We start from the raw sequence: 25,518 nt of genomic DNA, 5'->3' as shown, positions 1-25,518 counted from the left end.
TTGTTCTCGAAATAGGGGGCACTCAGGCCTGCACGGGCGTTTGCGCGGATGCCTGTGCAGACTCAATTGGGCGCTCGGGCGGCAGCGCGGCAGCGGCCTTCTGGTCGCGCTCGAACTGCCATTCCACGAAGGACTTGATCACCAGCGTGACCAGGGCCAGCAAGGCCAGCAGGGAGGCAATGGCAAAGGCCGCCACGGACTGGTACTCGTTGTAGAGAATTTCCACGTGCAGGGGCATGGTGTTGGTCTGGCCGCGGATGTGGCCCGAAACGACAGACACCGCGCCGAACTCGCCCATGGCACGTGCGTTACACAGGATGACGCCGTAGATCAGGCCCCACTTGATGTTGGGCAGGGTTACGTGCCAGAAAGTCTGCCAGCCTGTGGCGCCCAGCACCTGGGCGGCCTGCTCTTCTTCGGTGCCCTGGGCCTGCATCAGCGGGATCAGCTCGCGCGCAATGAAGGGGAAGGTCACGAAGATGGTGGCCAGCACGATGCCCGGCACGGCAAACACGATCTTGATGTCGTGCGCCTGCAGCCAGGGGCCAAACCAGCCGTGCGCGCCAAACAGCAGCACATAGATCAGGCCAGCCACCACGGGCGATACCGAGAAAGGCAAGTCCACCAGGGTGGTGAGGAAAGCCTTGCCACGGAACTCGTACTTGGCAATAGCCCAGGCCGCGGCCACGCCAAATACCAGGTTCAGTGGCACGGCAATGGCGGCGGTGATCAGCGTCAGGCGGATGGCGCTCCAGGCGTCGGGTTCCTTGAAGGCGGCGAAGAAGGCCTCGGCACCTTTGCGCAGCGCTTCGGTGAAGACCGCCGCCAGTGGCAGGATCAAAAACAGGAAGATGAAGCCCAGCGCGAGACCGATCAGTGTCCATTTGACCCAGGTAGGTTCCGTGGTGCCGGCCTTGGCACGGCGCACCGTGCGTGCGTTGGCGCCGCTCATGATTGGGCTCCTCCGCGTTTGCGCTGCCAGGCTTGCAGTGCATTGATGACCAGCAGCATCAGGAAGGAGATGGCCAACATGACCACTGCCACTGCGGTGGCGCCGGCATAGTCGTACTGCTCCAGTTTGCCGATGATGATGAGGGGGGTGATTTCAGACACCATGGGCATGTTGCCGGCGATAAAGATGACGGAGCCGTACTCCCCGATGGCGCGCGCGAAGGCCATGGCAAAGCCGGTCAGGAGCGCGGGCGCGATGGTGGGGAAGATGACGTAACGGAAGGTTTGCCAGCGGGTGGCACCCAGGCAGGTGGCGGCTTCTTCCAGTTCTTTCTCTGCGTCTTCCAGTACGGGTTGCACCGTGCGCACGACAAAGGGCAGGCCGATGAAAATCAGGGCAATCACCACACCGTTGCGGTTGAAGGCGAGCTGGATGCCATAAGGCTCCAGCAGGCTGCCGACCCAGCCATTGCTGGCTAGCAATGCAGTCAGCGAAATGCCGGCCACGGCGGTGGGGAGGGCAAAGGGCAGGTCCACCAGGGCGTCAATGATCTTCTTGCCGGGGAAGCTGTAACGCACCAGTACCCAGGCCACTAGCAATCCGGCGACCGAATTCACCAGGGCCGCGAGAAAAGAGGCGCCAAAGGTCAGCCGATAGGAGGCCAGCACGCGCGGGCTGGAGACGGCAGTAACAAATTGCTCCCAGCTCAGCGAAAAGGTCTTGAACAGCAGGGCCGAGAGGGGGATGAGAACAATCATGCTCAGGTAGAACAGCGTGAACCCGAGCGTGAGCTTGAAGCCTGGCAGCACCCGTTTGGGTGTGCGTTTGGCAGGGAAGGGCGCAGCGGGAGCGAGTGCCCCCCCTGCCGTAGCGGCAACCGTCATGGATTACTTGACCGTGTAGAGCTTGTCGAACTGGCCGCCGTCGTTGAAGTGCACCTTCTGCGCTTCGCCAAAGGAGCCGAAGTAGTCTTCCACGCGGAACAGGGTGATGGGCTTGAAGACGTTGGCGTACTTCTTCAGGATGGCTGCGTTGGTCGGGCGGATGGCGTGCTTGGCGGCGATTTCCTGGCCCTCGTCGGTGTAGAGGAAGTTCAGGTAGGCCTTGGCCACGTCAGCCGTGCCTTTCTTGGCCACGGTGCGCTCGACGATGGCCACGGGGTTCTCCGCCACGATGGAGCTGCTGGGGTGCACGGCGTCGACCTTGCCAGCGCCGAATTCATTGTCCACGCTCACCACTTCGGATTCGAAGGTGATCAGCACGTCGCCAATATTGCGTTGCAGGAAGATGGTGGTCGCGTCACGGCCGCCCTTGGCCAGCACGGGCACGTTCTTGTACAGCTTGGTCACGTAGTCCAGCGCTTGGGCGTCGGTGCCGCCCTTCTTGCGCACCTGGCCCCAGGCGGCCAGGTAGGCCATGCGGCCGTTGCCGCCGGTCTTGGGGTTTACCACCACGACTTGCACGCCGGGTTTGATCAGGTCGTCCCAGTCCTTGATGCCTTTCGGGTTGCCGTTGCGCACCAGGAACAGCATGGTGGAGCTGGTGGGGGCTGCGTTGTTGGGGAATTTCTTGGTCCAGTCCTTGGCTACCACGCCGGTGCCGGCCAGGAAGTCGATGTCGGTGCTGGTGTTGAAGGTCACCACATCGGCATCCAGGCCGTCGTTCACGGCGCGCGCCTGGGCGCTGGAGCCGCCATGGGCCTGGTCGATCTTGAGGTCCTTGCCGGTGCTCTTCTTGTAGCTGGCGATGAAGGCGGTGTTGACGTCCTTGTAGAACTCGCGCGCCACGTCGTAGGAGGCGTTGAGCAGCGTAGTGGTCTGGGCTGCTACCAAATTGCTAGCTGTCAGCGCAACAGCTGCAAGGGCCAGGGTGGCTTTTTGCTTGAAATTCATGGGTTCTCCAAAGCAGGAAGTAGTGGTGTCCTCAGACACAGAACCACGATTCTGGAGAACTCCCCATCAAACCACAACGAATACTTCGTTGTTTGTATATGTGTTTGAGGGTCTAAGCCCGGTGTTCAGAGCAGCTTGACGGCTGCAATCGCCAACCAGCCAAGACCAAAGTTGGTAAGTACCAACATGTGGATTTGCCCGGCTGTCTTGGCTGCCTGGGGCCATTCACCAGCAGCGACGGCGCGCTGGAAGCGGCGAAAGCCGGCAAAGTAGAGGTGGCCGAAGACCAGGGCCATCAGCAGGCCGATGCCGGCCATCAGCTCCCAGCCCAACGGCACCACGCCCGCACCCATCGTGGCCTTGGACGCGCGGAACACGCTCGCATACATGTGCCCACCTGTGGCCAGCAGGCCCACGATGGCCACAGCCACTGCCCGGAAGAAGCGCTGCATCACCGCCACCATCAGCCGCGCCCGGGGCTGCGCTTCCATGGTGGCCAGCGCGGCCGGGCGCAGCGCCAGCAGCATGAAGGTCATGCCGCCCATCCAGACGATGGCGCAGACAAGGTGGATGAGTTTGATGACTTCGTACATGGTCAATCCTTTGGTCAAGAGAGTGTGTTGCCGGGAGAACGCTGTGCGTCCAGCCAGGCACGGTCCTCTGCCAATGCGCGCTGGGCCTTCCGTTCCTCTTCGGCATCCAGAAACAGTGTTTCACGCATCCGGTATTCGATGGTTGGCAGGGACAGAATGCCGCTACGCAGCCCGGCGCTGACCCATTCCCGGTCTTTGGGTTCGGAGCGTGCGAGTTTGGAAACGGCGCAGTCATTGGGGTCCAAAAACTGGACTTGCACGCCGGAGGGCAGGATCTGGTGGATCAAGCGGCTTTCCCAGCCATCAGGCAAGGTGGGAAGGGAGGGGCTGATGGCATCGAAGTAATAGCCGTGCTCGCGGTGGAAAGCGCTGTCTTCGCCAAACTTGGCGGAAAATTCTGGTGCCCGTCCCGGATCGCGTGCGGGGTAAGCGTCCACCTCCATGGACATGGTCATGCGCGCAGGCCGGGTGGTGCCGCCCACGCCCAGTGCTGCCAGACTGCCCATGATGACGAACTCGTGCAGTCCGCTCTCGTCGCGGATCAAGCTCAAGACCCTGTCTACGTCTTCGAGTTTCATGCCGAAGTCAGGGCAAAAGGCGTGTTCTGGCGAAGTGCCGGGCCCCATTCCTCATCCATGGACAGCATGTTGCGTGCCGCTGCTTGCGGGCTGGTGTCCAGCATCTGTGTCCAGCGCTCTATGTAGACCGGGCTGCACAGATCCTTTTCTTTCCACAGCGCCACCATGCGCAGCGCCTCGGACTGAAGGGCTTTCGCGGGGGCGCCGCCAAGTGCCAAGGTAGCGGCAATGCGCAAATGCTTTTCGCGCGATGCGCTTAGTTTGGCTTGATTCTCCAGGCGCGCCAGGCGGCGTTGCGCCAGTACAGGAGACTCACCGCCCAAAGTCAGCGCCGTCCCCAGTTCCCGCGCCACGCCTTGGTAGTTCGAGAGCTGTGCGTCAGCCCCCTTTTCCATCTGCACCAGTGTGCTGCGGCTCACACCTGCCGCCTTGGCAAGCTCTTGCTGCGAGCGCCCTTGGCTGGCACGCAACGCGCGCAGTTGGGCTCCGATAGGGTTGGGCGAGGTCAGCATGTACGGAATTCTAGATATGACCAGAATTCCGGTCAATTCGCGGCTGGAGTGAACAGCTGGCCACGCGCTGCCGTGGTGATGGCGACCACGCAGGGGTGAGTGATGCGCCGCTCCACCGAGACGGCGAAGAACTCTTCCACCAATTCCTGGGTTCGCCCAATCACCTCCACGCCGAACTGCTCGATGATGTCGGCCTCCATGACCGAGGGGGCCATGAATACGCCGCGGCCCTTGCGGCCAAAGGCGTTCATCAGGGCGCCGTCGTCAAACTCGCCAATCGTGGTGGGCTGGATCTGGTGGTGGCTGAGCCAACCCTCCCACTGCTGGCGAACCGACGCCTGGGCACCCTGCAGCAGCATGGGCATGCCGTTGAGGCAGGCCGGGAACGGGCCTTTGAGCTGGGCCTTGAGCGCCGGGGTGCAAAAAAAGCTCATGGCGCTGCGCCCCAGCGCGTGGTTGAAGGCCTTGACGCTGATGCGCTTGGACATGGGCTCGTCGGCAATTACCAGGTCCAGCTGGTTCAGCGCCAGCTTGGCCAGCAGGTCGGGGAATTTGCCTTCGCTGCAGATCATGCGCACCGGCACATCCACGGCCAATGCGGGCTCCAGTAGCCGGTAGGCCAGCGACTTGGTCACCGAGTCGGCCACGCCTACCTTGAAGTCCAGCACGCGGCGCTTGTCGCTGGTCTGGCGCACCGCGTTCTCCAGCTCGGCGCCCAAGGTGAAGATCTGGTCGGCATAGCCCAGTGCCAAACGGCCATCTTCGGTCAGCTCCATGTTGCGGCCGCTTTTTTGAAACAGTTTGCGGCCCAGCCAATCCTCCAGCAGCTTGATCTGGCCCGACAGGGTTTGTGGCGTGGTGTGCAGTTGCTCCCCCGCGCGCATGACGCCGCCCGCCTTGGCGGTGACCCAAAAGTAGTGAAGGTGCTTGAAGTTCATGGTGTTCCCTCTGAAACAAACTGAAACACTGCGAAATAATCGAAGTAAAAAAATACAAAATTCGAATTTACGCGAAGCATACAACTCCCTACAGTTCAAGTCTTCTCAGTCACTTACTCAAAGGAGTAAACCTATGCGACTCAGTACCCGAGGCCGTTTTGCCATTACCGCCATGATTGACCTGGCACTGCGTGAGAGCGGCCAGCCTGTGCCCCTGCAGGACATTGCGCTGCGTCACCGCATCTCCCTGTCCTACCTGGAGCAGGTGTTTGCCAAGCTGCGCCAGCATGGCCTGGTGGAAAGCACACGCGGCCCCGGCGGCGGCTACACCCTGGGCTTCCGTGGCGATGGCATCAGCGTGGCCGACATCATTGGCGCGATTGAAGACGACGACAAGCCTGCACGCCGTGGCGATGCTGAAGACATGACCACCGAGCTGTGGGCGACCCTGCAGTCGACCATCGTGGCGCAGATGAAGACCATCTCCCTGCGCAGCCTGGCGCAGGAGCAGCGTGCCAAGGGCTTTCAGGTGCAGGAGCGCAAGAACGCCAAGAAAAAAGGCGTGCTGCAGAAGCTCAAGCCCCTGGCGCCCATCCGCACCAACGCGCCCAACTCGGTCTTTGCGCTGGCCCAGGCGCTGCCGCTGCGCGGCTGATTTTTCAGCAAAAAGGGGCTCCAGTCCCCGTGGAATATGCGCGAGGAGCTACTAAAACAGTAGCGGTTGGCGCTCAGGCCGCCACGGCCACGGCGGCTGGGGCGGTGTTCACGCCCAGCGACTGCAGCAGCGCCAGGCCCAGTGGCCAGGGGCCGAAGCCGGCCTCGATGTTGATGTGGCCGGCGTTCTGCAGGCGCACAAACTCGCTGCCCCAGGCGCGCGCATAGGCGCCGGCGGTGCGGACCGGGCAAAAGGGGTCATTGCTGCTGGCCACCAGCACGCTGCGGTAGGGCAGGGGCTGGTAGGGCACGGGCGCAAAGTCCGCCAGAATGCCGCGCCGCTCCGGGTCTGCCGGGGCCACCAGCAGCGCGCCCTGGATCTTGGCCACCACTTCGGGCGGCAGGTGGGTGGTGGCGATGCAGCCCAGGCTGTGGGCGGCAATAACGACCGGCCCGGGCGCTTCGAGGATGGTTTGTCCGATGGACGCCACCCAGGCTTTGCGCACGGGGGTGATCCAGTCGTCCTGGTGCACGCGCACCGCGCCGGGAATGCTGTCGGCCCACAGGGTTTGCCAGTGGCCGGGGCCGGAATCACGCCAGCCTGGAACGATGACAAGGGAGACCATGGGAAGGAGGCTTCAATGCGCCAGTTGCAAAACAGGAGGGCATTGTGGTGAGCCGCCTTTAAAACCCAAACTACTTATTTCCCATTTGTATATTTCAAACTCAACCGTAGCGAAGCGTTGCACCACCGCAGTCAAAAGTAGTGCGCTACGCGCCGGCCGCCGCCATGGTGTCCCAGGCCTGCAGCGTTTCTGCGGCGTACATCAGGGCGGGGCCACCGCCCATGTAGACACAGACATTGAGCATTTCTTCCAGCTCGGTGCGTGTGCATTGCAACTTCTGCAGCGCCTTGACGTGAAAGCCGATGCAACCCGAACAATGCTGCGTAATGCCAATGGCCAAGGCGATCAGCTCCTTGTGTTTGGCGCTGACCGTGCCCTCCGCCATGGCGGCCTTGGCCAGTTGGCCGAAGCCTTGCATGGCGTCGGGCTGCGATTTGCGAAACGGCGCCAGGCCCTGGTTGATGCTCTGTATCAGGCCAGCATGGTCAAAACTGTGCATGCTGTCCCCGCTCAAGGTTGCTCGGGCGGCTGGCGCATGGCACAGGTGCTCCAGCCCAGCATGGCGTAGGGCGGGCACCAACCGACCAGGCCGGTGGCCAGCGGCAGCAAGCCCAACCATCCCCAGACACCCACGGTGCCCGTGGCAGCCAATCCCACCAAAACGGCACCCACCACAATGCGTGCAATACGGTCCACGCCACCTACATTTGCCTTCATCGTCTGCTCCTAGTTTGCGTTGAGAAAAGCCAGGTTCATCGTAGACCTGTGGGCTCTGCGGGCGCTGATCCAGGTCAAGTCCTGTGGTTGGAGTTCGTGGAGTTTTCAAAGGCCATGAAAGCGTCGTGGGCACTGCGGAACAGGCGCCCGTTCAAGCGCTGGCCCAGCGCGGTGTTTTTGAGGCGGTCCATCACCGGGCCTTTGATTTCGGCCAGGTCCAACTGCACTCCGCGTGTGGATAGGCTCTGTTCCAGCGCGGTCAGCATGCCCAGTGCGGTGGCATCGATCTGGTTCACCGCGGAGCACACCAGCAGCACCCGCTGCACGCTAGGGTCTGCTTGCACCAAGGCTTCAATCCGCTCCTCGATGGCCGTGGCATTGGCGAAGAACATGCTTTCGTCCACCCGCAAGGCAATCAGGCCGGGCACGGTCTGCACCGCATAGCGCTCCACATTGCGGTAATGCTCCGTGCCGGGCATGCGGCCCACCACTGCCATGTGTGGATGGCTGCTGCGCCACACCAGCACACCCAGCGACAGCGCGACGCCCATGAGAATGCCCGCCTCCACGCCCAGCACCACCACGCCACCGGCCGTGGCCAGCAGGGAGAACGCATCCGCCTTGTCGTAGACCCAGCTGGCCTTGAGTGTTTCCACGTCCACCAAAGACGCCACCGCCACGATGATGCTGGCGGCCAACACGGCCAGAGGCAGAAAGTAAAACCAGTGCGCAAAGAAGAACACGATCAGCGCCATGAAGGCGGCCGTGATGATCGACGCCAGGGGCGTTTGCGCACCCGCAGCAAAGTTGATGACCGAGCGCGACAGCCCGCCATGCACCGGGTAGGCGCCAGAGAAGGCCGCCACCACATTGGCTGCGCCCAAGCCCCACAGCTCGCGGTTGGGGGCAATGCGCTGCTGGCGCTGCAGCGCGAACGACTGCGCCACCGACACACTGCCCACAAATGCCACCAGAGTGATCAGTAGCGCCGGCAGCCACAGTTGGCTCCAGGCCCGTGCATCCGGCCATACCCAAGCCAAGGCCGGCAGCCCCGCTGGCACGCTACCCACCACGGCTACTTGCCGACTTGTATCCCAATGGCCCCAGGCCACCAGCGCCGTGCTCACCACCACCGTGGCAATGGGCGCCATGCGGGCCAGCAAGTCGGCTGCAGTCGCGCCCAGGCCGAGGCGGCGCAGGCCGCGTCCCAAGTAGCGGCGCGCCAATAGCAGCACCAGCATGCTCCCGCCGCCCAGTGCGAGCGTGGTGGGGTTGCTCTGTGGCAATGCGCGCCACAGGCCTTCTACGGTGGCCCAGGTGGAACTGCTGGGTGCGGAAACGCCCAGGACATGGCGCAATTGGCCCAGCGCAATCACGACGGCAGAGCCCGAGACGAAGCCGCTCACCACCGGTTGGCTCAAAAAGTAGGCCAGCCAACCCAGGCGTAGTGCGCCAAAGGCCATGAACATCAGCCCCGAGATCAGCGCAAGGCCCATGGCCAGTTGCACGTATTCCGTGGTGCCTGCAATCGCCAGCGGCTGCAGCGCGCTGGCCGTCATCAGCGCCGCAATGGCCACCGGCCCCACCGCCAAGGTCATGCTGGATCCAACCAAGGCATAGGCCATCACGGGCAGGATGCTGGCGTACAGCCCCATCTCTGGCGGCAGGCCCGCCAACAAGGTGTAGGCCAAGCTCTGCGGAATTACCAGTATCGCCACGATCAGCCCGGCTGACACGTCGCCGCCCAGCCAGGCGCGCTGGTAGTGGCGCAGCCACTGCGGCAGCCACGTGAGACGGGCGGCGATCGACATGCTTTATTCCGCCTGCGTCAGTGAGAACAGTTGGGCCGAGCGCGCACCCGAGCGGCAAAACGCCAGCACAGGTTGCGGTGCCGCTTGCAATGCCTCACGCATGGCTTGCACCTGCTCGGGGGTGATGGCGCCACTCACCACCGGGATGTGAACGTAGTGCAGGCCGGCGGCGCGCGCCGCCGCTTCCACGCTGCTGCTCAGGGGCTGGTCGGGGCCGCCTTCACCGTCAGGGCGGTTGTTCACCAGGGTCTTGAAGCCCTGGGCCACGGCGGCGGCGGCCATGCTGGCGTCCATCTGGGCGGCCACGGCAAAGTGGGGTGTGAGGGCTTGGGTGCGTAGGCTCATGTCGTATGTCTCCGATTTATGCGCGTGTGCGGCGGCGTTCCGCCCATTCAAAAATAGCCATGCCGGCCACCATGGCCAACACAAACACTGCGGCTTTGGATTGTCCCGCCCCGAGCGACACAATCGCCGGCCCTGGGCAAAAACCGGCCAGGCCCCAACCGGCCCCAAACAGCAGGCTGCCCAGCACCAGGCGGCGGTCGATCACGGTGGATGTGGGCAGCTGCATGGCACCACCCAGAAAACTGGTGGTGCGCCGCTTGGCAACAGCGAATGCGCCCAGGCCCACCAAGATGGCGCCGCCCATGACAAAGGCCAGCGACGGGTCCCAGGCGCCCGCCAAGTCCAGAAAACCAATGACCTTGCTCGGGTCGGTCATGCCCGCCACGATCAGGCCCAGGCCAAACAGCAGGCCCACGGCGAATTCAGAAATTCGGTGTTGCATTACAAGGCTCCTTCAAATTCAAGCCAGCAGGTGGCGCAGCACAAACACGGTGACAAAGCCAGCTGCCATAAAAGCCAGCGTGGCGACCAGAGAGCGGGGCGACAGGCGCGAGAGGCCGCACACGCCGTGACCGCTGGTGCAGCCCGCGCCGTAGCGCGTGCCCACGCCCACCAGCAGGCCGGCCAGCACCACCGTGCCCCAGCCCGCATCAATCGTGGCGGGCACGGCAGCCCCCGTCAGCAGCCAGTACATGGCGGGTGCGACCAGCATGCCCAGCACAAAGGCAATGCGCCAGCCCATGTCGCCCGCCTTGGGCCGCAGCAGCCCGCCCACAATGCCGCTGATGCCCAGGATGCGGCCATTGAGCAAGATGAATAAGGCCGAGGCCAGGCCCAGAAAAATGCCCCCGGCCAGCGAGGCCCAGGGCGTGAAGTGGTTCCAGTCAATCGTCATCGTCTTACTCCTTAAAAAAGTGCCAAATCCGCGCCGGGCCGCCCCAAGCGGATTTAGCCCCCTCGGGGGGCAGCGCAGTACGCAAAGCGACAAGCGTGGGGGTCATTGCTTGCCGCAAAACTCGGCGTACAAAACGCCCATCACGGCCAAGGCCTGCGGGCTATCGATGCAGTAATAAATGGATTTGCCTTCGCGCCGGGTGCTGACCAGGCCCTCTTCGCGCAGCACGCCCAGCTGCTGAGACAGCGTGGGCTGGGCAATGCCCACCAGCGCTTCCAGCTCGCCCACATTCTTCTCGCCCTGGCTCAGCTGACACAGCAGCAGCAGGCGGTCGGGGTTGGACAGGGCTTTCATCAGGCGGCAGGCCGCGTCGGCCGACTGGCGCAGCACGGCCAAGTCCAGCGTGGGGGCGGTCGGGGTGTCAGGGGTGGCCAACATGGTCGAGGCTCCAGAACGTTTGCAATGTCGATATTCTATTGACTGACAATATATCTGTCAATAAACTATTAGTGTCGAAATTGAAATAACGACCTTTACAAGGAGTTTTCCATGACAGCCACTGCTTCCCCTATCGCCGCCGCTATCCCCGCACCCCAGGTGCAGGCGTTCTTTGACCCCGCTACCTGGACCGTGAGCTACGTGGTGTTTGACCACGCGGGCGGCCACTGTGCCATCGTGGACTCGGTACTCGACTACGACCCCAAGTCCGGCCGTACAAGTACCAAGTCAGCCGACGCATTGATGGCCTTTGTGAAGGAACAAGCGCTCACCGTGCAGTGGATTCTGGAAACCCACGCCCACGCTGACCACCTGTCTGCCGCCCACTACCTGCGCAAACAGCTGGGCGGCCAGATCGCCATTGGAGCCGCCATCACCAATGTGCAAAACGTCTTCAAAGGTGTGTTCAACCTGGAGCCCGAGTTCCACCCCGACGGTCGCCAGTTTGATCACCTGTTCCAGCCCGACGAAGTATTTGCCATCGGCGACCTGCGTGCCCAGGCGCTGTCGGTGCCCGGCCACACCCCGGCCTGTATGGCCTACCAGGTGGGCGATGCCGTGTTTGTGGGTGACACGCTGTTCATGCCCGACGTGGGCACAGCCCGCTGCGACTTTCCCGGTGGCAACGCCCACCACCTGTACGCCAGCGTGCGCAAGTTGCTTGACTTGCCGGGCGACACACGCCTGTATATGTGCCACGACTACCCGCCAGAGGGCCGCGAGGCACAGTGGGTCAGCACGGTGGCCGAGCAGCGCGCCAGCAACATCCACGTGCACGACGGCGTGAGCGAAGACGCCTTTGTCGCCATGCGCAGCCGGCGCGATGCCGGCTTGGCCATGCCCACGCTCATCCTGCCTTCGGTACAAGTCAACATCCGTGCCGGCGCCATGCCCCCGGCAGAGGCGGACGGACGGGTTTACCTCAAGGTGCCGGTGAACGTTCTATAAGAAATCGACCGTCAGCCCGCGTAGATCGTGCGCAAGCAGCTACCGAAATCATAGCAAGCGCAGTCGTTTCAGGCCGCGTTTGCTACAGGGCGCATACACCCAGCGCCGCGGCCTCGTCTTCCATGCGACGGCACAGCGCGTAGTCGGCCAGCGTGCTGCGCACAAAGCCAGCGATATGCAGGGGCGCACGTACTGCGGCGTGGCGGGTGTCGGTCGCCACCGTGTGCAAGGCCTGCTGCAACTGCGCCACCGTCTCGGCCGGCGTGGTGCTGGAGGTGATGAGGGGCAGGCCGGGGTAGGGTGCGGTCTGGCCCAGCACCGTGAGTTCCTCGGTCAGCCCGGGCCGTGCTTCCTGGGCCAGGGCCCAGGTCACGGCGTCAATGGCGGCCAGGTCAGCGCGGCCGTCCAGTACTGCGGCGACGGATTGCAGATGCGCCCCTGTTTCCAGGGCCTGCCCAAAGAAGCGGCCTTGCTCGGCCAGCGGCGCGATGAGGGCGCGCAGTGCGTTGTAGCCCGACTGCGAGTCGGGCGCATTGAAGGCCACAGTGCTGCCGCGAAAGGCACGCAGCGTGCGGCGTGCATCTGTGCTCCGCTGCACCACCTGGCTGCGGCAGAGCACACCGTGCGCACCGGGGACGTCGTAGGCAAAGGTGCCCAGTACCTGCACCCGGCCTTGCAAAGCGTGCGTCAGCGGGTAGCCGCAGGACTGGCTTAGCAGCAAGTCTGGCTGCAACCAGTGTGCGAGGTAGTCCACGGGCCAGTCCAGTGCGGCCGGCATCGCGTCTTCCCAACATGGGTCGAGTTGCGCCTGCAACTCGGAGCGCAACACATCCCAAAAATCCTGCACTGCCCCGACGCGTGCGGGGAAGTACATCGGCAGCGCCACCGTCATGACAGTGCCACCGGCTTCCAGTGTTGCAGGCGCTCCGACAGGTAGGCAAACCAGGTGTCCGTGGTCACGGCCAGCCAGCCGGTGAGCAGCGCGCCCTGCAACACATAGGGTGTGTTGAAGCCCGAGAGGCCGATGATGATGGGCGAGCCCAGGTTCTGCGAGCCCACGGTGGCGGCGATGGCGGCGGTGCCGATGTTGATGGTGACCGAGGTGCGTATGCCGGCCAGCACGATGGGCGCCGCCAGCGGGCACTCCACCCAGCTGAAGATCTGCCAGCTTTTCAGGCCCAGGCCGCGCGCGGCATCGGTGGCTGCATGGGGCGTGGAATCCAGGCCGGCAATCACGCCCTGCAACATGGGCAGCAGGCCGTACAGCGCCAGCGCAATGTAGGCGGGTGCTTCACCAAAGCCCATGAGTGGCACCGCCAACGCCAGCACCGCCACGGGCGGAAAGGTCTGCCCCATGGAGACCACAGACTCCACCAGCCCGCGGTAGGCGTGGCCTGCAGGCCGTGTCACCCACACACCCGCTGCCAGCGCAATCAGCAGTGCGCTACTGCTGGATAGCAGCACCAGGCCCACATGCGCGCCCAGCAGATGGATGAACGACTCTTGCCGGTACATGGCGCGCTCCTGTGCCGGAAACGCCCAGTGGAACAGCGGCTCCAGTGCCGTCATGGCGCTGGCCAGCCAGAGCAACCCGGCCGTCAGCAAGGCGGGCCACGCCAGCTTGCGCAGCCAGTGGTTGCTGCCCCGCATCAGGCCTGGCTCCGTGGTGCGTTGTGTTCAGCCTGCAGCAGGTCGGCAAAGTGGGCCTCACCCGCATGGCTGCCATCGGGATTGACCACGGGCAACTGCGCCCGACCCTGCACGATGAAAGCCGAGAGCGCCTCGCGCAGGCTGCTGTCGATGGGGAGTGGTTCGCCATGCGCCTGGCTGCCACTGCGCACATGGTCGCGCAGCGAGCCCAGGCCCAGGCGCTTGATACCCAGTTCTGCGCGGCCCAGAAAGTCCGTCACGAAGTCATTGGCCGGCTGTGACAGCAGCTCCAGCGGTGAGCCGTCCTGCACCACGCGCCCATCCTGGAACAGAACGATGCGGCTGGCCAGAAACAGGGCCTCGTCGATGTCATGCGTCACCAGCACGATGGTCTTACCCGAGAGCGCATGGATGCGTTTGAGCTCGCGCTGCAGCACGATGCGTGTCACCGGGTCCAGCGCACCAAAGGGCTCGTCCATGAGCAGGATGTCCGGGTCCGCCGCCAGGGCGCGCGCCACGCCAACGCGTTGCTGTTGCCCGCCCGAAAGTTCATGGGGGTAGCGGGTGGCGAACTGCGCCGGGTCCAGCTGCAGCAGCTCCAGCAACTCGCTTACCCGTGCCGCAATGCGGTCGGCCGGCCAGCCCAGCAGGCGTGGCACGGTGGCAATGTTTTTCTCCACCGTCCAGTGCGGGAACAGGCCCACCGACTGGATGGCGTAACCCATGCGACGGCGCAGATCTTCGGGTGCGAAGTCGCGGATCTCGCGGCCCGCAAAACGGATACGGCCCTGGTCATGCTCGACCAGGCGGTTGATCATGCGCAGCGTGGTCGACTTGCCCGAGCCCGACGGGCCGATCAACACCACAAACTCGCCAGCGGCTATGCGCAGGTGCAGCTCAGCCACGGCCAGGCGGTCGCCATAGCGCTTGCTTACGCCATCAAACTCAATCATGTGCGGGTTCCGTGCAAAGGGAGAAGGGTGGCCTGCGCCACCGCAAACAGGGCTTCGGTGCACCAGGCCAGGACGACGATGGGCACCACGGCCAGCACCACCAGGTCGACGGCGCTACTGAACAGGCCTTCAAACATCAGCGTGCCCAGGCCGCCCGCACCAATCAGGGCGGCGACGGCGGTGAGGCCAATGGTCTGCACCAGCATGACTTTGAGCCCGGACAGCAGCACTGGCGCGGCCAGCGGCAGTTCCACCTGCCACAGCAATTGGCGCGGTGACAGGCCCATGGCCTGGCCCGCTTCCTTGACCGCATGCGCCACGCTGGCGAGCCCCTCATAGGTGCTGCGCACCAGGGGCAGAAGCGAATAGGCCGTCAGCGCCAGCACCGCCGGCGCCAGGCCAATGCCCTGGATACCCCAGCGCGGCAACAGGGGCAGCAGCGTGCCCAGCCAAGCCAGCAGTGCCATGAGCATGCCGAACAGGGCGATGGAGGGAATGGTTTGCACCAGATTCAGCGCTGGGAACACGCGCGTGGCCCAGCGTGGACGGCGGTGCAGGGCCACACCCAGCGGAAGGCCCAGCACCAAGGTGAGCGCTGCGGTCAGCGCGATCACGCGCAAGTGCTGGCCCAATGCGCGCCAGAAGTCTTCCTGCCGGTTGGCATATTCCTTGAGGGAAGACAAGGCATCCAGGCTGCCGCTGGCCAGCAACCAGACCAGGCCGCCCAGCAGCAGTGCGCTGTACAAAACGCGTTGGCGCGAACTCGCCTGCAGGCGGCGCAGGGCTTCGTTGGCAGCCAGCCAGGCCAGGAGCAAGCCCAGCCACCAGGCACTGCCCGGCGCGACCCGGCCCAGCCCGTCGGTGGCTGCGGCCTGGGCGGTGGCGTATTGCCCCGCCAGCGTGGCCAGCCCACCGGTGGCCGCAGCCTGCCATAGCAGTGTTGCCAGGGGCCAGAGGCGGTGCGCCCGGCGGGCCAGCAGGCCCACCAGCAGGGTGAACCATGTCACCGCCAGCACGCCAGCCAGCAGTGTCCAGGCCGGGCCCACGCCCGCCAGCACCTGCGCCAGCGACACGCCTTTGCCGCTGAGCAGCCGATTGGGCGCGCTGCCCAGCAGTGGCAAACCGGCCACTACCGCGCCCTGTACCAGCAGCAGAAGCGGTAGTGCCGAAGGTGCGCGGTGTGCCGGTGTGCTCAAGGAGTCGTCCCGTTCAGCCTTTGATCAGGCCCTTGGCCTTCAGGTAGTCGGCGGCGACTTTCTTGGCGTCCTGGCCTTCCAACGCGATCTTGGCGTTGAGTGCCTGCAACGTGGGGCCATCCAGCGTCTTGAAGACAGGCGCCAGAACGTCACGGATCTTGGGGTTCTTGGCCAGCACGGCTTCCCGCACGATGGGCGCAGGGGCGTAGACCGGCTGGATGCCCTTGGGATCATCCAGGATGACCAGGCCCAGCGCGGCCACGGGGCCGTCGGTGCCATAGGCCATGGCAGCGTTCACACCCGAGGTTTGTTCCGCCGCAGCCTTGATGGTGACCGAGGTGTCACCGCCGGCCAGTGTCAGCAGCTGGTCCTGGCTGAGCTTGAAACCGTATGCGGTCTGGAAGGCGGGCAGGGCGTCGGAGCGTTCGATGAACTCGGCCGAGGCCGCCAGCTTGAACTTGCCGCCACCCGAGACCCAGCGGCCCAGGTCTTCCAGGGTCTTGAGCTTGTTGGCTGCTGCCACGTCCTTGCGGATGGCGATGGCCCAGGTGTTGTTGGCAGGAGCGGCGTCCAGCCAGGTGATCTTGTTGGCGGCGGAGTCCAGCTTGTTGACCAGCTCGGCGCCGGCCTTGGCGCTCTTCCAGGCCGGGTTTTTCTCGTCGGAGAAGAAGAAGGCGCCGTTGCCGGTGTACTCGGGGTAGATATCGATTTCGCCAGCCACGATGGCACTGCGCACGATCTTGGTATTGCCCAGGCGCACCTTGTTTTCGGTCTTGATGCCATTGGCCTCCAGCACCTGAACAATGATGTTGCCCAGCAGCGCACCCTCGGTGTCGATCTTGGAGCCCACGCGCACGGCGGTGCTTTGGGCCCAGGCGGCAGGCGCCGCGAAAGCGGTGGCCAGGGTGGCCAGTGCCAGGGTGCGGCGGGTGAATTTCAGTGTCATGGTATTTCCTTGAGTCTGTGAAAAAGAAAAGAACCGGCTCCAGACATTAAGCCTTTTCGGGAAGGATGGGGGAATCAACGGGTTTCCAAAGGTGACGGCGCAGCAGCCAGAGGTAGCCCGGCACCAGAAAACCACCGTTGCGTTGCAGATAGCCGGCGCGGTCAGCGCGGTACTGCGCAGGAATGCGGTACCAAGGCAGGCCGGGGTGGGTGTGGTGCACCGCGTGGTAGTTGTTGTTCAGATAAAGCAGGCGCCAGGGCAGGGCCGCCTCGTTGATAACGATGCGGTGCGCGGGCAGCGCGGCTGGCCGGTGCTCGTAGAGCGAGCGCAGCATGGCCAGGCCCATGCCCAGATAGGCCGCAGTCGCGTATTCCCATGCCGGTACCGGCACCAGGGCCAGCAGTAGCGCAGCCAGTACCAGGTGCTGGGTCCAGAGCCAAAGCTGCGCGGCGTTGCGGCGCGTGAGTGCGCGGGCAATATCGGCCAGCAAATGCGCTACCGTCAGGCCCGGCCCCAGCAGCAACCGGCCCGCCACGGTGCGCTGGCTGGCGAGCAGTGCGCGCTGCCAGTGGGTGAGGCCGGTGTCACCATGGCGGTAATTGCTTTCCGGGTCCACGCCGGGTTCGGTCAGGTGCTGGTCCTGGTGGTGGGTGAGGTGGTGCGCCTTGTAAAGGTCATAGGGGTACCACAGCGCGATGGGCACGATGCCCAGCAGGCGGTTGAGCCAATCCAAGCGTGTGGGGTGGCCGTGCAGCAATTCATGCTGCAGGCTCATGTACCAGGCCGCCAGCAGTACCAGCGCCGCAAAGCGCAGGCCTGCTGGCAAGGGCACCAGCAGCACCAATACCCAGCCGCCCACTATTGCGAACCACAGCGCTACGGTAGGCCATTCAATGGCCGTGTCGAGCGCTTGGCTGTGGCGGGGTGAGGAAGCAGGGCGGGAGGCGAGGTAAACGGGCAGGCGATGGTGAGGCATAGAACATCGCACAGAGACGATGCCCAAAATTTATCGGTGCCTGCTTCCCCTGTCGTCGAAGAAAATCAGATATCCATATGCGGCTTTCCCTTGGGGCACGGGGGCATCCTGGCGCCGCTACGATAGGGCGCATGCCCCAATTCCTTCAGCGTCTGCAGACCGGCAACCCCCGCAGCATCACCGCCATGTTGCTGGCGGTCATGCTCTTCTCCGCCATGGACTCCATCATCAAGGTGCTGTCCTCCCACTACCCGCCGCTGCAGATCGCGGCCATGCGCGGTGCGCTCACGCTGCCGCTCATCGCGCTGTGGATCCAGTGGCGCGGTGCCTGGGCCGAAGTCTGGCGCGCGCGCTGGCCGCTGCACCTGCTGCGCGGCGGTCTGGTCATCGCCATGCTGGTGTTGTTTACCGTGGGCGTGCGCGGCCTGCCGCTCACCAATGCCTACACCCTCATGTTCTTCGCGCCCCTGCTCATCACCGTGCTGGCCTGGCCCGTGCTGGGCGAGCGTGTGCCGCGTGCGCACTGGTGGGCCGTGGGCGGCGGGCTGCTCGGTGTGCTGGTGGCCCTGCGCCCCAGTGCGGATGGCTTTGCCACCTGGTCGGGCCTCGCTGTGCTGGGCGCGGCAGTGTGTTACGCCGTCTCTGCCGTGGTGACGCGCCTGAGCAGCCGCACCGATTCCAAAGACAGCCTGGTGCTGTGGGTCATGGTCATTCTGACCGTGGTGGCCGGCGCGCTGGCCGCACCTGGCTGGTTGCCGCTGCAGGCGAGTGACTTGTGGCTGTGGGCCGGCTTGGCCGCATCGGGCTTCCTGGCCCAGCTGGCCATTACCGAGGCCTTCCGCCACGGGCAGGCCAGCGCCGTGGCGCCCTTTGAATACACCGCCCTGGCCTGGAGCCTGGGCATTGACTGGCTGGTGTGGCAGGTACTGCCCGATGGGCTCACGCTGCTGGGCGGCGCGATTATTGTGGGCAGTGGCCTGTATGTGCTGCGGCACGAACAGGTGCACGCCACGGCTGAGCACCCCTAAAGGCGGCCGGTTTGCGCGGCACGGCCGCGATGGACGCAATGGGTGCCAGAGGCTTGTGCTGATCCGCGCACCACTGGCGCCAGGTCACCTCACGGATGCGCAGCCACTGCGCCTGCAGCGAGGGCGTGGCCATGTCACACCACCTGCACAGGCAGGAGCAGCAACTGGATGGCGACGATGGACACCGCCACCCCCAGCAGCGCCGCGCCCAGCGACACCAGCAGCTCGCGCGTACTGAACGGCCCCTCCTGGCCCAGACCAGCAAAATCGTGCTCTTGCATGATGAGACCCCCTTGCATCGTTGTTGTGGATGGCTTCATTGTGCGAAGCGGGAGGGGGAAAGGGAACGAAGGAAATGGCGGTTGCTTGTGCTGAAAACGCGTAAGCGGCTTGCCGCGTGCCGACGCGATCACCTGGCTGAAGTACTGCCGAAAAATTGGCTAGCTGCTCAAAGTCGTTCTTGAAACTTGGTGACGTCCACTAACTTGTATGTTTGCACGAGTTCATCCTGTATGGCGCGCATGATTGCCCGGACATCACTCCATTCAGACAATAGTTCCTTGGCACGTGGATACGCTGCCTGCCGATCGAACGGTGGCAAGGTCTTGTCTGCGCTGCTCTCCCACCAATGTCGGTACTCCGCCTGCCATGTTTCCAAGAAAGGTCTGAGGACGTCCCGCATTGAGCGATGAATCAACGCACCCAAATGGTTTTCAATTTTTAATTGGCCAATGGTTCCAACGGGGAAAGTGCGCATAATTTTTCTAGATTCACCAAAAAAAGTATGCAAAGAACTCAAGCTCTCTGCCCATACTTCTCCGGAGAAATCTGTGCAGTCTTTGTCTTTTGGTTTGCCAGTCAATGCAACGCGAGTGGCCAATTCCGTGTACAGCTCCCACGCGCATTGTCTGTCGGACTCCTCAAAATCTGCTCCCAATTTGGCAAAGCCAATGTCAATCGCAAATGTTCCTTTTTTAAGTACAGCCATGTGCTTATCCGTTTCTTGACTTCATCTGTAGAGAGTTATCAATCAAATTACTGGAAGTGCTTGCAGCTGCGTGAATGGCGGAGGCAAGAGTTTGAGTATTGAGGGATTCCCAAAACATGTAAGAAGCGTATCCCGTAACAAGATTGCTGTAAAACCTATCCGGCACAATGATCTTTCCCTCCCCGTTTCGGGAATGTGACGGCAGCACAATGCCGAGTAATCCGTGCTGTTTGTCTAGCGTACCCTTGATTTCCCAGTCCACGTACTTGCGTTGGTATGTTCTGGAACCGATTAACACCACCGTGCAAGATGTTCCCGTGATGTGGTTGTCTCGAATTCTTTGCATCACGTAGTTTGTGTTGTCACTGTCTATCTGTCTTTCTAGAGAGTTGTCAAAGACAGTCTCATATTTGTCGTGAAATAGACGCGAGAATTCGTCGTAGTACCACTGGTCACCACCGTGGTGATAGCTGACGAAAATCTTTCGTCGAGAGGTTGCCTGCATTGCAGCTGCGATGAGCCCTAGCGATGCTGCGCTGTGCGGCAAGTAGCCAGCCATTTTTATCTCCCGAAGAGTGCCAAACCTATACCCACTAGGCCCAGGATCAGCAGCCCTCTTTGCTTGTCAGCTTTAATTTGGTTGGCGATTCTTCCGATGGCTGCGTTTGCGGTACTTTCGCTTTGGCCGAGTTGAATTGCTTGATACTGTTGCATCCAGGCGGGAAGTTCACTTGGACTTTGATCCCACACGATGGGAACCAACTTTTTGTTTGATCCAATGGCGACCCCCATTTCTTGCATGACCCACGGCGAGGCGCATGCATTCTTGCTGGCAAGACATAGAACCCATTCAGAGGACCTTAGATTTTCAAGAATCGTAGGCATCCATTTTTCTCCTGGTTTCATATCTAACGCCGCGACGTAGACGCTGTGTCCTTCGGCCTCTAAGTGACGCTTCAAGAAATTAGCGACGCCGAGCTCTCTGGCTGCATGAGAAATAAAAACGTCCGCCATCAAATCCTCCTATTTGATGTGGATTATTTTCCGAGCTTGGCAAACTACTCAAGCAGTGGATGGGAGGTCTTTCCGTCTTCTATGCAGCGGTGAGTCGCGGCAAAGGGAAAGTAGGACGCGAGTCCTCGTAAGGATCTTGTGGGGATCGGGATTATTTCAAACCTCTCCCTCCACCGCACTACTCAAGGCCTTCGCCACCACTTCCCGCGGCAAGGTCGGCACAAAGGTTTCGATAAACCTATAGGCGTATCCCCGCAGCCACGCCCCGCGGCGCAGGCCCAGGCGGGTGACGTTGACCTGGAAGAGGTGGCCGGCGTCGAGGATGCGCAGGTGGGCGTCGCGCTCTTCGTCCACGGCCACGGAGGCGACGATGCCCACGCCCATGCCCAGTTCCACATAGGTCTTGATGACGTCGGCGTCCATGGCGGTGAGCACGACTTCGGGGTGCAGGCCCGCTTCGGCAAACGCGTTGTCGATGTGCGAGCGCCCGGTGTAGCCCAGCTCATACGTGATGATGGGGTGCTTGGCCAGTTGCTCCAGCGTCACCGGCCCTTCCTGCGCCAGCAGCGGGTGGCCCGGGGGCACCACGATGCTGTGCGTCCAGCGGTAGCAGGGCAGGGTGACGAGTTGCGGATAGTCGGCCAGCGCCTCGGTGGCCACGCCGATATCGGCCTCGCCGGATAGCAGCATGGCCGCCACCTGCTTGGGCGAGCCCTGGTGCAGGTGCAGCGTGACCTTGGGGAACTGGTCGCGGAAGTCTTTCACCACATGCGGCAGCGCGTAGCGCGCCTGCGAGTGTGTGGCCGCCACCGACAGGTGGCCTTCGAGCCGCGCGCTGTAGTCCTGCCCCGCGCGCTTGAGGTTCTCTGCATCCAGCAGTAGGCGCTCCACGATGGGCAGCAGGTCCTTGCCCGGTGGTGTGAGGCCGGTAAGGCGCTTGCCGGCGCGGGCAAAGATGTCCACGCCCAGTTCTTCCTCCAGCTCGCGGATCTGCCGGCTCACACCGGGCTGCGAGGTGTGCAGCATGTTGGCCACTTCGGTCAGGTTGTAGCCGCAGCGCACGGCCTCGCGCACCGATTTGAGTTGCTGGAAGTTCATGCCGTCTTACACCGCTGCCAGGGCCTGGTCCAGGTCGGCCAGCAGGTCGTCAATGTGCTCGATGCCCACCGACAGGCGCACCGCGTCTTCGGGCACGCCGGCCTTGGCCAGCTCTTCGGGCGAGAGCTGGCGGTGGGTGGTGGACGCCGGGTGGGTGGCCAGCGATTTGGCATCACCAATGTTCACCAGGCGGGTAAAGAGCTGCAGTGCGTCGAGGAAGCGGGCGCCGGCTTCGCGGCCTTGGCCCGCGGGCGCCTTCACGCCAAAGGTCAGCAGGCCCGAGGCCTTGCCGCCCAGGTAGTCCCGGGCCAGCGCGTAGTCAGGGTGGCCGGGCAGGGCGGCGTAGTTCACCCAGGCTACCTGGGTGTGCTTTTGCAGGTGCTGCGCCACCTTGAGCGCGTTGTCGGTGATGCGCTCCAGGCGCAGGGCCAGCGTTTCGATGCCTTGCAGGATGAGGAAGGCGTTGAACGGCGAGATGGCGGCACCGGTATTGCGCAGCGGCACCACACGGGCGCGGCCAATGTAGGCGGCCGGGCCCAGTGCTTCGGTGTAGACCACGCCGTGGTAGCTGGGGTCGGGCTCGTTCAGGCGCTTGAAGCGCGCCTTGTGGTCCGCCCAGGGGAACTTGCCGCTGTCCACAATGGCGCCGCCAATGGTGGTGCCGTGGCCGCCCAGGTACTTGGTGAGGGAGTGGACGACGATGTCGGCGCCGTGCTCAATGGGGCGCAGCAGGTAGGGCGTGGCGACGGTGTTGTCCACGATGAGGGGGATGCCGTGCGCGTGCGCAATGTCGGCAATGCGGCGGATGTCGGTCACATTGCCCTGCGGGTTGCCGAGCGACTCGACAAAGATGGCCTTGGTGCGCTCGTCAATCAGCGGGGCAAAGCTGTCGGGGTTGCGGTGGTCGGCAAAGCGGGTGCTGATGCCGAACTGCGGCAGCGTGTGGGCCAGCAGGTTGTAAGTGCCGCCGTAGAGCGCGGTGCTGCTGACGATGTTGTCGCCGGCTTCGGCAATGGTCTGGATGGCGTAGGTCACCGCGGCCTGGCCGGACGCCAGGGCCAGCGCGGCAATGCCGCCTTCCAGCGCCGCCACGCGCTTTTCCAGCACGTCCTGCGTGGGGTTCATGATGCGGGTGTAGATGTTGCCCGCCACCTTGAGGTCGAACAGGTCGGCGCCGTGTTGGGCGCTGTCAAAAGCGTAGGCGGCGGTCTGGTAGATGGGCACGGCCACGGCCTTGGTGGTCGGGTCCGGGCTGTAACCGGCGTGGACGGATTGGGTTTCGAATTTCCAGTTCTCGGACATGGGGCCTCTCCTTGGGGGTTGATTTGCTATGAAATTAGAAGCTGCTAGCGCAGATTGCACAGGGGCTGGAGGCCAATTTGGCTTGAAACTCCGGCCCAAACGCGTGTTGGAATGCCTGACTCTAAAGTGGCATCATCAAAACTCAAAAGAATAAAAATTTGATTCTTTAGGCCGAAATCATCTGAGGCGAGGTGGATTGCCGGTAGGCCAGCCAGCCCAGGGTGGCGAAGACGGGCACGAAGAACAGGAACACCGTCTGCAGCCCCACCGCTGCACCCAGGGTGCCGCCCAGCAGCCCGCCGACCAAGCCGCCACTGGGGCCGGCCAGCGCGCTCAGGCCCGAGACACGGCCCCGCCCCAGGCGCGCGCCCACCCGGGCAAACTGCGTCAGCGTGTGGATCTGCAGCAGCCCCAGGCCCACGCCCAGCAGCACGCCACCCAGCCACAGCCAGGCCACATGCCGCGCCAGCGCGAGGGCCAGCAGCGCCAGCACCGCCATCGCCCCGCCGCCCAGCACCGTGGCGCGCGGCCCCAGCCGGCCCACCACCGGGCCCAGCACCATCAGCGCCGCAATGAAGCTGGCCCCCTGCACCGCCACCAGACTGCCCGCACCCAGGGCCGGCAGGCCCAGCTGCTGCACCGCGATGACCACGATGTAGAAGGCGTAATACATATGGGCGGCTTGGATGGCGCACTCCTGCACCGCCAGGGCGCGCACCTCCGGCTCCTGCCACAGCGCGCGGACGGAGGCCAGCATGGGCACGCGTGCCGCGCCGGGTTTGGCGGCCAGCTGCGGGTGGTGGTCGAGCACGGGCGCTGCCATCAGCGCCGTGGCAAAGAACATGGCGGCGATGAGCCAGTAGCTGCCCGCGTGCCCCAGTGCCGGAATGAGCACCGCCGCCAGCACCGGCCCCAGCAGGAACATGCCCGACATGTGCGCCCCGCGCTGCCAGCCCGCGCGGCCCTGGCCCATGCGCTCCAGCGCCACCATGAAGACGGTGTTGAGCGAGACAAAGCGCAGCGGCATGAGGAAGCTGATGAGCGCCGTGAGTGCCAGCAGGAAGAAGGCCTGTGGCCAGGCGGGAATTAGCGCGTACAGCACGCCGATGACCACGCTGCCCAGGATGAACAGGCGCGCCGGGCCAAAGCGCTCCACCCAGAAGCCAATGGGCAGGCTGGTAAACACAATGCCCACCGACTGGGCGCCGGCCATGGCGGCCAGCAGCCAGCCCTGGGCGCCCAGCTCCAGCGCGTAGAGCGTGGTGGTGAACTTGGCCAGCCCGACGCTGATGCCCATGAACGAGGACAGCAGCGCAAAGCGCAGCAAAAACGCGTTGCGCTGCAGAAAGCCGCGCATCAGGCGGTCTGCGCCGCGCTGTTGGCGGCCTCGCCCAGGGCAAAGCTGCGCTGGCCGTCCACAGCCACCGGCACCTCGCCGCGCACGGTAACGCGGCGCACCACGCGGTGCTGGCTGCCGTAGTCATTGATGGCGTAGTGCTGGGTGGCGCGGTTGTCCCAGATGGCGACGTCGCCCGTGGTCCACTGCCAGCGCACGGTGTTTTCCAGGCGGGTGATGTGGTGTTGGAAGATCTCGAACAGGCGGTCGGAGTCGTGCGTGTTGTAGCCCACCAGGCGCTTGATGAAGTGGCCCGCGATCAGCGTGCGCTCGCCGGTTTCGGGGTGCACGCGCACCAGTGGGTGCTGCGCCTCGATCAGGCGTGAGCGGAACACCTCGCGGTAGTGCTGTGCGCCGGCGTCGTCCGGCTCCACGCGGGTGGCGGCGTAGTCGTAGTCATTGCTGTGCACGGCCCATAACTTGTCCGCCAGGGCCTTCAGTTCTTCCGGCAGCTCGTCGTAGGCGGTGGCGGTGTTGGCCCAGACGGTGTCGCCGCCGGACTCGGGGATGGTCACGCCGCGCAGCACCGAGACCTTGGGATAGTCCGCGTCAAAGGTCACGTCGGTGTGCCAGGAGTTCGCGCGCCCGCCATGGTTGGAGTCCAGCTCCAGGATTTGCGTGCCCTTGCGCGAAGGCACGGTGGGGTGGGCCACCACATCGCCCCACAAGCCGGCAAAGGCTTGCTGGGCAGCGTCGTCCAGATGGTGCTGGCCGTGGAAGAAGATGACCTTGTGCTTGAGCAGGGCCTGGTGGATGGTGGCAAAGGTCTCGGGCGCCAGCTGGCCCGAGAGGCGCACGCCGTGGATGACGGCGCCAATGCGGCTCGCCAGGGGGCGCACCTCGATGGCGGCTGCGGTTTCGGTGTGGGGATGGTTGAGCACGGCGGACATGGACTCTCCTTGGGGTGACAGCATTGAAGGGGAAGGGAGCGGCCATCGTAGGAAGCGCGTGCCGGCTTGCGAAGCGCCCAATCCGCATGTCGATATGCGCGCATTGGCGGCACATATGCATG

The 25,518-nt window shown here is 63.8% G+C and carries 32 protein-coding genes; 3 read left to right on the top strand and 29 right to left on the bottom strand.

Going from position 1 to position 25,518, the window contains the following annotated elements:
* Positions 1 to 22: 22 nt before the first annotated feature.
* The 7 genes from cysW to nhaR all read right to left on the bottom strand — a co-directional run bounded on the left by cysW (position 23) and on the right by nhaR (position 5,465).
* Positions 23 to 952: a sulfate ABC transporter permease subunit CysW gene (gene cysW / locus AC1RNN_RS13885; protein WP_493089528.1), complete on the bottom strand. Its 930-nt coding sequence runs from the start codon at positions 950 to 952 to the stop codon at positions 23 to 25.
* Positions 949 to 1,836 (bottom strand): sulfate ABC transporter permease subunit CysT, encoded by an 888-nt coding sequence (gene cysT / locus AC1RNN_RS13880; RefSeq protein WP_493089529.1) that lies wholly within the window; start codon positions 1,834 to 1,836, stop codon positions 949 to 951. Before cysT ends, cysW begins: the two co-directional genes overlap by 4 nt.
* 3 nt (positions 1,837 to 1,839) lie before the next feature.
* Entirely contained in the window at positions 1,840 to 2,844 is a 1,005-nt protein-coding gene (locus AC1RNN_RS13875) for a sulfate ABC transporter substrate-binding protein (RefSeq protein WP_493089530.1), read from the bottom strand.
* 125 nt (positions 2,845 to 2,969) lie between these two features.
* Entirely contained in the window at positions 2,970 to 3,437 is a 468-nt protein-coding gene (locus AC1RNN_RS13870) for a hypothetical protein (protein WP_493089531.1), read from the bottom strand.
* 14 nt (positions 3,438 to 3,451) lie between these two features.
* Positions 3,452 to 4,015 (bottom strand): DUF6036 family nucleotidyltransferase, encoded by a 564-nt coding sequence (locus tag AC1RNN_RS13865; protein ID WP_493089532.1) that lies wholly within the window; start codon positions 4,013 to 4,015, stop codon positions 3,452 to 3,454.
* Positions 4,012 to 4,527 (bottom strand): helix-turn-helix domain-containing protein, encoded by a 516-nt coding sequence (locus AC1RNN_RS13860; protein WP_493089533.1) that lies wholly within the window; start codon positions 4,525 to 4,527, stop codon positions 4,012 to 4,014. The genes AC1RNN_RS13865 and AC1RNN_RS13860 overlap by 4 nt, the downstream gene beginning before the upstream one ends.
* A 32-nt stretch (positions 4,528 to 4,559) precedes the next feature.
* Positions 4,560 to 5,465: a transcriptional activator NhaR gene (gene nhaR / locus AC1RNN_RS13855; protein ID WP_493089534.1), complete on the bottom strand. Its 906-nt coding sequence runs from the start codon at positions 5,463 to 5,465 to the stop codon at positions 4,560 to 4,562.
* Between the two features lie 133 nt (positions 5,466 to 5,598).
* On the opposite strand from nhaR, the gene AC1RNN_RS13850 reads away from it, so the two are divergent.
* Entirely contained in the window at positions 5,599 to 6,120 is a 522-nt protein-coding gene (locus AC1RNN_RS13850; RefSeq protein ID WP_493089535.1) for an Rrf2 family transcriptional regulator, read from the top strand.
* A 73-nt stretch (positions 6,121 to 6,193) separates the two neighbouring features.
* On the opposite strand, the gene AC1RNN_RS13845 is transcribed toward AC1RNN_RS13850, so the two are convergent.
* The 8 genes from AC1RNN_RS13845 to AC1RNN_RS13810 form a co-directional block, all read right to left on the bottom strand.
* Positions 6,194 to 6,745, bottom strand: coding sequence for an RBBP9/YdeN family alpha/beta hydrolase (locus tag AC1RNN_RS13845; protein ID WP_493089536.1), 552 nt, complete (start codon positions 6,743 to 6,745; stop codon positions 6,194 to 6,196).
* A 145-nt stretch (positions 6,746 to 6,890) separates the two neighbouring features.
* Positions 6,891 to 7,244, bottom strand: coding sequence for a carboxymuconolactone decarboxylase family protein (locus AC1RNN_RS13840; RefSeq protein WP_493089537.1), 354 nt, complete (start codon positions 7,242 to 7,244; stop codon positions 6,891 to 6,893).
* 11 nt (positions 7,245 to 7,255) lie between these two features.
* Positions 7,256 to 7,462 carry a YgaP family membrane protein gene (locus AC1RNN_RS13835; RefSeq protein WP_493089538.1) on the bottom strand — a complete coding sequence of 69 codons (207 nt, stop codon included), beginning with the start codon at positions 7,460 to 7,462 and terminating at the stop codon, positions 7,256 to 7,258.
* 74 nt (positions 7,463 to 7,536) lie between these two features.
* Positions 7,537 to 9,273, bottom strand: coding sequence for a SulP family inorganic anion transporter (locus AC1RNN_RS13830; RefSeq protein WP_493089539.1), 1,737 nt, complete (start codon positions 9,271 to 9,273; stop codon positions 7,537 to 7,539).
* Positions 9,274 to 9,276: 3 nt separating this feature from the next.
* Positions 9,277 to 9,618 carry a protein tyrosine phosphatase family protein gene (locus AC1RNN_RS13825; RefSeq protein WP_493089540.1) on the bottom strand — a complete coding sequence of 114 codons (342 nt, stop codon included), beginning with the start codon at positions 9,616 to 9,618 and terminating at the stop codon, positions 9,277 to 9,279.
* A gap of 16 nt (positions 9,619 to 9,634) precedes the next feature.
* On the bottom strand, positions 9,635 to 10,060 hold the full coding sequence (locus tag AC1RNN_RS13820) for a DUF6691 family protein (RefSeq protein WP_493089541.1): 426 nt from the start codon (positions 10,058 to 10,060) through the stop codon (positions 9,635 to 9,637).
* Between the two features lie 18 nt (positions 10,061 to 10,078).
* Positions 10,079 to 10,513, bottom strand: coding sequence for a YeeE/YedE family protein (locus tag AC1RNN_RS13815; protein ID WP_493089542.1), 435 nt, complete (start codon positions 10,511 to 10,513; stop codon positions 10,079 to 10,081).
* 102 nt (positions 10,514 to 10,615) lie between these two features.
* A complete protein-coding gene (locus tag AC1RNN_RS13810; protein ID WP_493089543.1) occupies positions 10,616 to 10,951 on the bottom strand; it encodes an ArsR/SmtB family transcription factor in 336 nt (111 codons plus the stop codon).
* 111 nt (positions 10,952 to 11,062) lie between these two features.
* Here AC1RNN_RS13810 and AC1RNN_RS13805 point away from each other — a divergent pair, with 111 nt between their 5' ends.
* A complete protein-coding gene (locus AC1RNN_RS13805) occupies positions 11,063 to 11,959 on the top strand; it encodes an MBL fold metallo-hydrolase (RefSeq protein WP_493089544.1) in 897 nt (298 codons plus the stop codon).
* Between the two features lie 82 nt (positions 11,960 to 12,041).
* On the opposite strand, the gene AC1RNN_RS13800 is transcribed toward AC1RNN_RS13805, so the two are convergent.
* Genes AC1RNN_RS13800 through AC1RNN_RS13775 form a run of 6 tightly spaced genes read right to left on the bottom strand, consistent with a single transcriptional unit; the run spans position 12,042 to position 17,680 of the window.
* On the bottom strand, positions 12,042 to 12,851 hold the full coding sequence (locus tag AC1RNN_RS13800) for a phosphate/phosphite/phosphonate ABC transporter substrate-binding protein (protein ID WP_493089545.1): 810 nt from the start codon (positions 12,849 to 12,851) through the stop codon (positions 12,042 to 12,044).
* On the bottom strand, positions 12,848 to 13,609 hold the full coding sequence (locus AC1RNN_RS13795) for an ABC transporter permease (protein ID WP_493089546.1): 762 nt from the start codon (positions 13,607 to 13,609) through the stop codon (positions 12,848 to 12,850). Before AC1RNN_RS13795 ends, AC1RNN_RS13800 begins: the two co-directional genes overlap by 4 nt.
* Positions 13,609 to 14,562, bottom strand: coding sequence for an ABC transporter ATP-binding protein (locus tag AC1RNN_RS13790; RefSeq protein ID WP_493089547.1), 954 nt, complete (start codon positions 14,560 to 14,562; stop codon positions 13,609 to 13,611). The genes AC1RNN_RS13795 and AC1RNN_RS13790 overlap by 1 nt, the downstream gene beginning before the upstream one ends.
* A complete protein-coding gene (locus tag AC1RNN_RS13785; protein ID WP_493089548.1) occupies positions 14,559 to 15,758 on the bottom strand; it encodes an ABC transporter permease in 1,200 nt (399 codons plus the stop codon). Before AC1RNN_RS13785 ends, AC1RNN_RS13790 begins: the two co-directional genes overlap by 4 nt.
* Before the next feature lie 13 nt (positions 15,759 to 15,771).
* Entirely contained in the window at positions 15,772 to 16,704 is a 933-nt protein-coding gene (osmF, locus tag AC1RNN_RS13780; protein WP_493089549.1) for a glycine betaine ABC transporter substrate-binding protein OsmF, read from the bottom strand.
* A 46-nt stretch (positions 16,705 to 16,750) separates the two neighbouring features.
* Complete coding sequence (locus tag AC1RNN_RS13775; RefSeq protein ID WP_493089550.1) at positions 16,751 to 17,680, bottom strand: fatty acid desaturase; 930 nt, start codon at positions 17,678 to 17,680, stop codon at positions 16,751 to 16,753.
* A 131-nt stretch (positions 17,681 to 17,811) separates the two neighbouring features.
* Between AC1RNN_RS13775 and AC1RNN_RS13770 the strand changes: the two genes are divergently transcribed.
* The gene (locus AC1RNN_RS13770) at positions 17,812 to 18,708 is read left to right on the top strand and encodes a DMT family transporter (RefSeq protein ID WP_493089551.1); all 897 of its coding nucleotides are present in this window, start codon (positions 17,812 to 17,814) and stop codon (positions 18,706 to 18,708) included.
* 134 nt (positions 18,709 to 18,842) lie between these two features.
* On the opposite strand, the gene AC1RNN_RS13765 is transcribed toward AC1RNN_RS13770, so the two are convergent.
* The 8 genes from AC1RNN_RS13765 to AC1RNN_RS13730 form a co-directional block, all read right to left on the bottom strand.
* Positions 18,843 to 18,989, bottom strand: a complete 147-nt coding sequence (locus AC1RNN_RS13765) for a hypothetical protein (RefSeq protein ID WP_493089552.1) — start codon at positions 18,987 to 18,989, stop codon at positions 18,843 to 18,845.
* A 167-nt stretch (positions 18,990 to 19,156) separates the two neighbouring features.
* Positions 19,157 to 19,696, bottom strand: coding sequence for a hypothetical protein (locus tag AC1RNN_RS13760; protein WP_493089553.1), 540 nt, complete (start codon positions 19,694 to 19,696; stop codon positions 19,157 to 19,159).
* 4 nt (positions 19,697 to 19,700) lie between these two features.
* Positions 19,701 to 20,255, bottom strand: a complete 555-nt coding sequence (locus AC1RNN_RS13755) for a TIR domain-containing protein (RefSeq protein ID WP_493089554.1) — start codon at positions 20,253 to 20,255, stop codon at positions 19,701 to 19,703.
* A gap of 2 nt (positions 20,256 to 20,257) precedes the next feature.
* On the bottom strand, positions 20,258 to 20,710 hold the full coding sequence (locus AC1RNN_RS13750) for a toll/interleukin-1 receptor domain-containing protein (protein ID WP_493089555.1): 453 nt from the start codon (positions 20,708 to 20,710) through the stop codon (positions 20,258 to 20,260).
* A gap of 156 nt (positions 20,711 to 20,866) precedes the next feature.
* Positions 20,867 to 21,808, bottom strand: a complete 942-nt coding sequence (locus AC1RNN_RS13745) for a CysB family HTH-type transcriptional regulator (RefSeq protein ID WP_493089556.1) — start codon at positions 21,806 to 21,808, stop codon at positions 20,867 to 20,869.
* A 6-nt stretch (positions 21,809 to 21,814) separates the two neighbouring features.
* The gene (locus AC1RNN_RS13740; protein WP_493089557.1) at positions 21,815 to 23,110 is read right to left on the bottom strand and encodes an O-acetylhomoserine aminocarboxypropyltransferase/cysteine synthase family protein; all 1,296 of its coding nucleotides are present in this window, start codon (positions 23,108 to 23,110) and stop codon (positions 21,815 to 21,817) included.
* Positions 23,111 to 23,276: 166 nt separating this feature from the next.
* Positions 23,277 to 24,467, bottom strand: coding sequence for an MFS transporter (locus AC1RNN_RS13735; RefSeq protein WP_493089558.1), 1,191 nt, complete (start codon positions 24,465 to 24,467; stop codon positions 23,277 to 23,279).
* Positions 24,467 to 25,396, bottom strand: a complete 930-nt coding sequence (locus tag AC1RNN_RS13730) for a TauD/TfdA dioxygenase family protein (RefSeq protein WP_493089559.1) — start codon at positions 25,394 to 25,396, stop codon at positions 24,467 to 24,469. Before AC1RNN_RS13730 ends, AC1RNN_RS13735 begins: the two co-directional genes overlap by 1 nt.
* Positions 25,397 to 25,518 lie beyond the last annotated feature (122 nt).

This window comes from Rhodoferax sp. GW822-FHT02D07, from assembly GCF_058802405.1.
Note: the sequence above shows the minus strand (reverse complement) of the source record. Positions and strands in the feature narration are given on the sequence as shown.

What these genes read in the sequence shown, in the direction of transcription:
- AC1RNN_RS13730 (WP_493089559.1), bottom strand. Translation starts at nt 25,396, where the DNA reads ATGTCCGCCGTGCTCAACCATCCCCACACCGAAACCGCAGCCGCCATC.
- AC1RNN_RS13845 (WP_493089536.1), bottom strand. Translation starts at nt 6,745, where the DNA reads ATGGTCTCCCTTGTCATCGTTCCAGGCTGGCGTGATTCCGGCCCCGGC.
- AC1RNN_RS13865 (WP_493089532.1), bottom strand. Translation starts at nt 4,015, where the DNA reads ATGAAACTCGAAGACGTAGACAGGGTCTTGAGCTTGATCCGCGACGAG.
- AC1RNN_RS13840 (WP_493089537.1), bottom strand. Translation starts at nt 7,244, where the DNA reads ATGCACAGTTTTGACCATGCTGGCCTGATACAGAGCATCAACCAGGGC.
- AC1RNN_RS13870 (WP_493089531.1), bottom strand. Translation starts at nt 3,437, where the DNA reads ATGTACGAAGTCATCAAACTCATCCACCTTGTCTGCGCCATCGTCTGG.
- AC1RNN_RS13800 (WP_493089545.1), bottom strand. Translation starts at nt 12,851, where the DNA reads ATGACGGTGGCGCTGCCGATGTACTTCCCCGCACGCGTCGGGGCAGTG.
- AC1RNN_RS13820 (WP_493089541.1), bottom strand. Translation starts at nt 10,060, where the DNA reads ATGCAACACCGAATTTCTGAATTCGCCGTGGGCCTGCTGTTTGGCCTG.
- osmF (WP_493089549.1), bottom strand. Translation starts at nt 16,704, where the DNA reads ATGACACTGAAATTCACCCGCCGCACCCTGGCACTGGCCACCCTGGCC.
- AC1RNN_RS13790 (WP_493089547.1), bottom strand. Translation starts at nt 14,562, where the DNA reads ATGATTGAGTTTGATGGCGTAAGCAAGCGCTATGGCGACCGCCTGGCC.
- AC1RNN_RS13805 (WP_493089544.1), top strand. Translation starts at nt 11,063, where the DNA reads ATGACAGCCACTGCTTCCCCTATCGCCGCCGCTATCCCCGCACCCCAG.
- AC1RNN_RS13815 (WP_493089542.1), bottom strand. Translation starts at nt 10,513, where the DNA reads ATGACGATTGACTGGAACCACTTCACGCCCTGGGCCTCGCTGGCCGGG.
- AC1RNN_RS13825 (WP_493089540.1), bottom strand. Translation starts at nt 9,618, where the DNA reads ATGAGCCTACGCACCCAAGCCCTCACACCCCACTTTGCCGTGGCCGCC.
- AC1RNN_RS13795 (WP_493089546.1), bottom strand. Translation starts at nt 13,609, where the DNA reads ATGCGGGGCAGCAACCACTGGCTGCGCAAGCTGGCGTGGCCCGCCTTG.
- cysT (WP_493089529.1), bottom strand. Translation starts at nt 1,836, where the DNA reads ATGACGGTTGCCGCTACGGCAGGGGGGGCACTCGCTCCCGCTGCGCCC.
- AC1RNN_RS13770 (WP_493089551.1), top strand. Translation starts at nt 17,812, where the DNA reads ATGCCCCAATTCCTTCAGCGTCTGCAGACCGGCAACCCCCGCAGCATC.
- AC1RNN_RS13860 (WP_493089533.1), bottom strand. Translation starts at nt 4,527, where the DNA reads ATGCTGACCTCGCCCAACCCTATCGGAGCCCAACTGCGCGCGTTGCGT.
- cysW (WP_493089528.1), bottom strand. Translation starts at nt 952, where the DNA reads ATGAGCGGCGCCAACGCACGCACGGTGCGCCGTGCCAAGGCCGGCACC.
- AC1RNN_RS13765 (WP_493089552.1), bottom strand. Translation starts at nt 18,989, where the DNA reads ATGCAAGAGCACGATTTTGCTGGTCTGGGCCAGGAGGGGCCGTTCAGT.
- AC1RNN_RS13830 (WP_493089539.1), bottom strand. Translation starts at nt 9,273, where the DNA reads ATGTCGATCGCCGCCCGTCTCACGTGGCTGCCGCAGTGGCTGCGCCAC.
- AC1RNN_RS13835 (WP_493089538.1), bottom strand. Translation starts at nt 7,462, where the DNA reads ATGAAGGCAAATGTAGGTGGCGTGGACCGTATTGCACGCATTGTGGTG.
- AC1RNN_RS13875 (WP_493089530.1), bottom strand. Translation starts at nt 2,844, where the DNA reads ATGAATTTCAAGCAAAAAGCCACCCTGGCCCTTGCAGCTGTTGCGCTG.
- AC1RNN_RS13775 (WP_493089550.1), bottom strand. Translation starts at nt 17,680, where the DNA reads ATGCCTCACCATCGCCTGCCCGTTTACCTCGCCTCCCGCCCTGCTTCC.
- AC1RNN_RS13850 (WP_493089535.1), top strand. Translation starts at nt 5,599, where the DNA reads ATGCGACTCAGTACCCGAGGCCGTTTTGCCATTACCGCCATGATTGAC.
- AC1RNN_RS13760 (WP_493089553.1), bottom strand. Translation starts at nt 19,696, where the DNA reads ATGGCTGTACTTAAAAAAGGAACATTTGCGATTGACATTGGCTTTGCC.
- AC1RNN_RS13750 (WP_493089555.1), bottom strand. Translation starts at nt 20,710, where the DNA reads ATGGCGGACGTTTTTATTTCTCATGCAGCCAGAGAGCTCGGCGTCGCT.
- AC1RNN_RS13745 (WP_493089556.1), bottom strand. Translation starts at nt 21,808, where the DNA reads ATGAACTTCCAGCAACTCAAATCGGTGCGCGAGGCCGTGCGCTGCGGC.
- AC1RNN_RS13740 (WP_493089557.1), bottom strand. Translation starts at nt 23,110, where the DNA reads ATGTCCGAGAACTGGAAATTCGAAACCCAATCCGTCCACGCCGGTTAC.
- nhaR (WP_493089534.1), bottom strand. Translation starts at nt 5,465, where the DNA reads ATGAACTTCAAGCACCTTCACTACTTTTGGGTCACCGCCAAGGCGGGC.
- AC1RNN_RS13735 (WP_493089558.1), bottom strand. Translation starts at nt 24,467, where the DNA reads ATGCGCGGCTTTCTGCAGCGCAACGCGTTTTTGCTGCGCTTTGCGCTG.
- AC1RNN_RS13755 (WP_493089554.1), bottom strand. Translation starts at nt 20,255, where the DNA reads ATGGCTGGCTACTTGCCGCACAGCGCAGCATCGCTAGGGCTCATCGCA.
- AC1RNN_RS13810 (WP_493089543.1), bottom strand. Translation starts at nt 10,951, where the DNA reads ATGTTGGCCACCCCTGACACCCCGACCGCCCCCACGCTGGACTTGGCC.